We start from the raw sequence: 6,655 nt of genomic DNA, 5'->3' as shown, positions 1-6,655 counted from the left end.
CACGCCATGATTGCCACTCTTTAAATTTATCCTGTTGCTATTGTCTCATTTGAGGTAAACACTCTGCTTGGCTTTTTATCGTGCAAAGATCTCAGCATTATAAAAAAGTTCCATTCTTTTTTGTAAAATCTTAATTTACATTTAATGGTGTAATAGAACTTATTCGTTTCATTGTTTTCAAAATATCTGCATTAACCTCCCCCGTATATTTTTTTGCCTAATTTTCTTCTTCCTGCGCTGAATTTGTTGCTTTTTTCACATAACGTAAAAACCACATGTTTATTTTCATACAAATTGAATCATGTTTAACTTGCCCGCAGCTGTCTGGGCGATAGTCGTTTTGAGAAAGTAATTTTTCTACTAATGAATCAAAACTAGTTCTCCAGCGTTGCTGCTGGTAGGCAGATCAAATACCCTTAATCTGCCTCGTACTGAAAACGTGAACTCTATTTTTTCTTAACGTCTTACAAGAGGTAAATAGAAGAAATAGATTAATAAAAAATTATCAATTTAATGTAATAATTCAGTGGAGATAAAGTTTCATGAAAACCTCAATATATGCATCATCAATACGAACCGCGACGCTCGCTCTGGCAGGCATCATGGCATTGTCGTCTGGAAGTGCTACGGCGCAATCGGCAAATACTCAAAACGACGTTGTAAATCCCTTTTCGCCTGCGGCAGGACATGCTTATCGCCACGGTGCAGTCCCTACCCGTGAAGCACATGCCAGCATGAAGAGCTGGGCAGTTGCTAACAGATCAGCAACAAGGTTGACGGCGGCAACAGGCACACAGACTTTGGCTTACGGTGGCGGAGTGAATGGTATTGGCGTGACCAGTGGTACGCCTCGGGTCTATCTGGTCGTTCTTGGTACGCAGTGGGGTTCGGCTAGCACGGATGCCAGCGGCAACATGACCTTATCTGGAGACACTGTTGGTGCCGTCCCTTACCTGCAAAACCTATTCAAGAATTTGGGTACAGGCGGTGAACTATGGTCTGGCGTAATGACACAGTATTGCGACGGGCCATTGGTCGCGGCTGGTGCTACTACCTGCCCTGCCGGCGCACCACACGTTGGTTACCCGACTGGCGGTGCTTTGGCTGGTATCTGGTACGATAATTCAGCATCCTCACCAACGTCCGCCACTGCTGCACAGCTTGCCAACGAGGCGATTAAAGCAGCTGCCCATTTTGGCAACACAACCGCAGCTTCCAATCGTTACGTACAGTATGTGATCTTGTCGCCATCAGGCACTACCCCAGATGGTTTCAACACCGCCAGTGGTAATTTCTGCGCTTGGCATGACTATACTGCTGACGCTGGCGTCACGTCTCCTTATGGCGACATCGCTTTCACCAACATGCCTTACGTCTACGATGCAGGTAGCAGTTGCGGCTTGGGCTCGGTAAATGGTGCGACTACCGCACAAGGCAAGCTAGATGGATTCTCCATCGTCGAGGGTCATGAGTATGCGGAGACTGTGACTGACCAAAATCCAGCCGGAGGATGGACCAATAAAACCGGTTCAGCTTCCAATGGACAGGAGAATGGCGACGAGTGTGCTTGGGTTACTACTGGAGCACAAGCGGCGACACAAAACGTGACGATGGGCACAGGCACCTTTGCAATGCAAAGTACCTGGTCCAATGACACGAATGCCTGCAACATCTCTCATCCAATTGTAACGGGTAGCGGCGGTGGCTCACCAAACTGCGATCAAGGTATCGCTAATGGCGCTTCTCTTTCTTGCACGGCGGCTGGACTAAGTGGTTACATGGGTACTGCATATTCCCAAGTCTATACAACTTATAGTGGCGGAGGAAGTTGCACAAAGGCTGCTGCGCCTGGTTACAATACCAGCGCTTGCGTCCCTCCTTCCTCGAGCTTAACAAATGGTGTTGCGGTCAATGGTATTACTCTGGCGACAGGTGCTAGCACGGTCTACACATTTACCGTACCTTCAGGACAAACTAGTTTGACCTTCGATACCTCAGGCGGCACAGGTGACTCAGATCTGTATGTTCAATTAGGTTCTGCGCCAACCACGACCAGCTATTTGCAAAAATCGGATGGCTCAACCACGACCGAACACATCGTTATTAGTAATCCTGTCGCAGGTACTTACTATGTTTTAGTGTATGGCTACAATGCACCAAGTGGTGTTACGCTAGTTGCCAAGTATTCGGCTAGTAGTGGCGGCACGGCAATGGCTAATGGCGTACCCATCACAGGTTTGTCGGGTGCAGCAGGTTCGTCAAAAATCTACACATTGGTAGTCCCAGCCGGCCGCCCTAGCGTTACCTTCAAAACATCTGGCGGGACTGGCGACTCTGATCTATACCTGCAACTCGGTACGGCACCAACTACTTCGTCCTATCTCAACAGGTCGATCGGTTCGACCACAACCGAATCCATTAACATTACTTCACCTGCAGCGGGCACCTACTATGTGTTGGTATATGGCTACGCTGCCTTCAGCGGTGTCACATTGGTTGGCAGCGATTAATCTGTTGTAATGCTACTCGGCCCTTGCTCGCAGAAGAGCGAGGGCTTTTATCATTAAAAACAGGAAACATATCTTCATGCGTCAAGTAGATAGCGAAATAACATAATCAATAGATATTCGACCAATTATGAAAAAAATTAAAGTGGAAAATAAAATGGGTAGTCGTTCTCTTCTAAACCACATTCATCAACGTCGTAATAGTTCACGAACTTTGGTCATCGCAGCTACCCTCCTGATCTTGTCGACAACACTATCGGGCGCAGGTAATGCGGCAGGCAATGCCATGGACGCAACGGCTACTGGCTGGAAACAGATAACAAACCGAACGGCTTGCGAGGCAATGAACCCACGACATTGTGCAGGTTCGTATGGTTTGGAGGTGAGTGAATATGGCCATTTTATTATTGGTCCTAACGCGGATGGCAAAACATTAGAAGGCGAGTTGACCCTCGCTGAATTTACCAGACTAAAAGTCCATGCCGATGCCGTCACTAGCAATATAGCAGTTGATCCCGATGGGAAATGCACCTCCGGCCGTCATGTGACGGGTATGTCAGATATCATCAATATTATCATTGGCAGCAAGACGTATCCGATCATAGACCAGCTCAACGCTCAGTGTTCATACCATAGTGATTTTGAGAGCACGAAACATCTGATAGAAAATATTCGTCAGATCAGACAGAAATACTACATTACGCCGTTTTAAGTCAACCGACTAATCACTTTTATTAATTTTATTAATTTTATTAATTTTAGAATAACATGCATGCGGTTCGATATTCTATTGCCTTTATCAAACTCAAAATAAATGGCTTATCTGTTAAACAGCGCAGAGAATTTTCCACTTCAATTGAAATTCAGCGTCCAGGAAATTTTCGCCGATCCAATGGCCGTAAGGGCTCCTGTGAATCTCTCTGGAAACGCCCCACGCTGACAACTGGAAAATTTACGACGCCGTTTGACAATCTTACCTTTATGTTCATCATCGATTTAATGCTTGGCAAACTGAGGGCGTCCATATATGTCGCGTTGTTTAGCTGAGACCAGCTCTTGCAGACACGACGAGGGTGTACCTTTACGCTGGACGGACCTGTCCTACCAGGGCATAGAATTGTTGCGCAAATGACAGGTCCGCAAGACCATCAGTGTCAAACTGACCTTTTCGAATCATGTGCATGAGCTCGATGCCAGCGAGCAGGTATTGTCAACTTACGGAGGCTGGCAAAATATTGTAAGGTGGCGAGACGAAAAAATCTCGACTCTATCGCGGGTTCCGCTACCCAGCAGAAATCATCAGCCATGTCGTGTGGCTCTACTTCCGGTTCGCGACATAGAAGAACTAATGGCCAGCCGTGGCATCATAGTCACGTATGAGACGATCCGCCAATGGACGTTGAAGTTTGGCCAAGGCTATGCCAATGAGCTTCGCCGGCGTCAACCGCAACGCGAAGACAAATGGCATCTCGACGAGGGGGTGCTAACGATCAAGGGCAAGCACCATTACCTATGGCGTGCGGTCGATCAGAACGGACATGTGCTCGATATTCTGATGCAGAGTCGGCGCAACCGACAGCCGCAAAACGTTTTTTCCGCAAGCTGCTCAAGGGCTTACGTTACGCACCACGAGTGCTAATCACCGACAAGCTAAAGAGTTATGTCGCGGCGAAGACGCAAATCATGCCGCGTGTGGAGCATCGCCAACACAAAGGCCTCAATAACCGTGCAGAACTCTCGCACCAACCGACGCGGCAACGAGAACGACAGATGCGGCGCTTCAAGTCATCGGGCCATGCTCAGCGCTTTTTATCGGCTCATGGCCCGATCAACAATGCTTTCCGGTGTCAGCGAAACCGTATGACAGCGGAGCAGTACCGACACATGCGTACGCAGGCATTTTCTGTATGGAATGAGGTCACCAACGTAGCAAAAAAAACCTAATCCGTGACACCGTGTTACCCGGGCAAATGCAAGTTCGCCTGGAATTGTACAACTCGCCGTCTCCGTTCAGCAAGTTGACAATACCTTTTGTTCTTCTAGTCCATAAAAATGAGGTTACATATATGAATCATCGCGTGCGTCATGCATAGGGGCGCATCAACAAAACGGTCTTCCTATGAGTAAATGAACTACTTCCAAGTAGTCAAAGTTTTTGTCCGTGTCGCCATGTTTAGGCATCTGCGTCTACCCATTCCTTACCCGGCATAATACGTTTCATAAATTCATCAAATAAGGGAACAGTGAAAGCGGTATCGCCATGATTTGGACTCCAGACCATCCCTTTGACGATTAGACTGCTACGCACAGGTCCAAGCGACGCACTTTCGCGCTTCATGTATGAGGCAATGTCACCAGAGCGATGCGGGCCTGGACCAAGTTCGGCCATAGCTCGCAAATACCTTTTTTCGGAAGGGGTCAAGCGGTCAAATCGAACTCGAAAAAAACTTTCGTCAAGCGTGGCGACAGCCTCCGTAGATGCCGCTTCTACATCGGTACGACTAATCGGACTTTCAAGAGCGATGTCCCAAGCGTGCTTTCCCCACTCCTGAAGGAAGTAAGGATAACCTTTGGTATAACTGACGATCAGAGCTACCGCATCATCATCTACTTCGACGTCCTCCTCGCGAGCCGGCTTAACTATCGCATTAGTTGCATCTTCTGCACTGAGTGGACCAATTTCAGGGAAATCAAACAGTCGTTCGGCATAGGATTTTGCGTCACCCATGCGACCGCGAAGCTGTGGCAAACCAGCGCCTATAACAGCCAAAGGTAATTGAAGTTGCGCGCAACGGTGGAGGGCTGATATCAATGCCGCCATTTGTTTTTCAGGAACATATTGCAGTTCATCAATGTATATAGCGACTAGCGTATCTGCTGCTTTTGCTGCCATCCCTACCTGTTCAAACAACATCGTCAAATCACCCTCGAGATCGCCATTGTCGGCCAAACCTGCTTCCGGTTCATAGTCGAGTCCAACCTCTATGTCGTTAAATTTTATCTTCATCTTACCTACAAAGCCTGCCAAGGCTCGCAACCCACGAATTGAGACCTCCTTGGCTTTTTCAGTCCGACTTAATCGCAATAAACCCAAGCGCAACTGTGGTGCTAATAATGCAGGTAATGAACGGCCTTCAGGCGCTTCGATCCGAATCGTGACAACGCCACTGGCCTCTGCATCCTTCATCATTTGGTCTAGAAGAACGGTTTTACCTACACCTCGAAGACCGACAAGCATCAGGCTCTTAGCCGGTTTGCCACGACGAAGCCGCTCAATACAAAGGCTCATTTTTTGCCTCACGGCGTCACGTCCGGCTAGTTCCGGCGGCGGACTTCCAGCGCCAGGTGAGTACGGATTAAGGATCGGGTTCATTTATATCTTTATTAGTAAATTTATGAATTTTCACTAAATTATCTAAACTCGATAGCAATGTCAAGTGTCTAATGGCTTTTCAACCATTTTCAAAAAAATGCTTAAAGTAAGAGGGCAATTGAAAAAACGATACCCGAGTTACACCGTGATTACCGTATCTAAATGGTCGAAACCATACCGTCAAAGCAGAAAGTTATCAATTCGAGTTGGTTCGGTTATCCAGTCACTGAAAATGAAGACCTACAAACAGCGCCTCTACACTTAATTAGGAATTCAGGGGAACCGTAAAAGATTCCCACATAAATGTGTAACAAGCGCAAACGGCCATGTGATCAAATTGTTTCTGACATGAATGGCAAAACTGTTAAGGAGTGAACGATGGCTAATCGCTGCCCCAGGTTGACTTTCGAGAGCGTAATTGGCAGCGGATTGACTATGGCTTGTCATTCCAAAATTAACATAATCCGGGATGTGATTCATTTACGCAGGAATTCTTACGTTATGCCAGTATTGGATTGCGCGACGGCGGGACGCTCGCTCGTGGCGTATGGAATCATGCGAAACAGCACTATTTGATCGAGGAGCCGTTGCGGGTACAACCACGTTATCCGCTGACTTTGACCGACGCGCAGTTAAGACGTGTGCGCTCGGAACAGTGTTTGTTCCCTGGCACACCACTGAGAACCGCAGTGTAAAAATGTACCACTGAAACGCGCTAGATTTCGCGAGAAACGCGGAATGAAAGTGTACCAGTCCCAGCCTGTATTCTGATGCC

At 47.5% G+C, this 6,655-nt stretch carries 3 protein-coding genes and 2 pseudogenes; 3 read left to right on the top strand and 2 right to left on the bottom strand.

All coding sequences use genetic code 11. The annotated features are described in order from the left end of the window. The first annotated feature begins 542 nt into the window (after positions 1-542). Together AAKU61_RS21700 and AAKU61_RS21695 are read left to right on the top strand one after the other, a co-directional pair. The gene (locus AAKU61_RS21700) at positions 543-2,510 is read left to right on the top strand and encodes a PPC domain-containing protein (RefSeq protein ID WP_354335624.1); all 1,968 of its coding nucleotides are present in this window, start codon (positions 543-545) and stop codon (positions 2,508-2,510) included. 127 nt (positions 2,511-2,637) lie between these two features. Continuing rightward, the gene (locus tag AAKU61_RS21695; RefSeq protein ID WP_354335622.1) at positions 2,638-3,219 is read left to right on the top strand and encodes a hypothetical protein; all 582 of its coding nucleotides are present in this window, start codon (positions 2,638-2,640) and stop codon (positions 3,217-3,219) included. Positions 3,220-3,588: 369 nt separating this feature from the next. Here the strand turns inward: AAKU61_RS21695 and AAKU61_RS21690 are convergent. Continuing rightward, positions 3,589-3,717, bottom strand: a pseudogene (locus tag AAKU61_RS21690) (IS6 family transposase); the annotation flags it as partial. Positions 3,718-3,855: 138 nt separating this feature from the next. On the opposite strand from AAKU61_RS21690, the pseudogene AAKU61_RS21685 reads away from it, so the two are divergent. Beyond that, positions 3,856-4,451, top strand: a pseudogene (locus AAKU61_RS21685) (IS6 family transposase). 229 nt (positions 4,452-4,680) lie between these two features. Here the strand turns inward: AAKU61_RS21685 and AAKU61_RS21680 are convergent. Then, entirely contained in the window at positions 4,681-5,880 is a 1,200-nt protein-coding gene (locus tag AAKU61_RS21680; protein WP_354335620.1) for an ATP-binding protein, read from the bottom strand. Between the last annotated feature and the right edge of the window lie 775 nt (positions 5,881-6,655).

Origin of the sequence: Undibacterium sp. GrIS 1.2 (assembly GCF_040544435.1) — a bacterium.
Classification (GTDB): domain Bacteria; phylum Pseudomonadota; class Gammaproteobacteria; order Burkholderiales; family Burkholderiaceae_D; genus Undibacterium.
The sequence above is the reverse complement of the archived record's forward strand: the minus strand, read 5'-3'. Positions and strand labels throughout refer to the sequence as shown.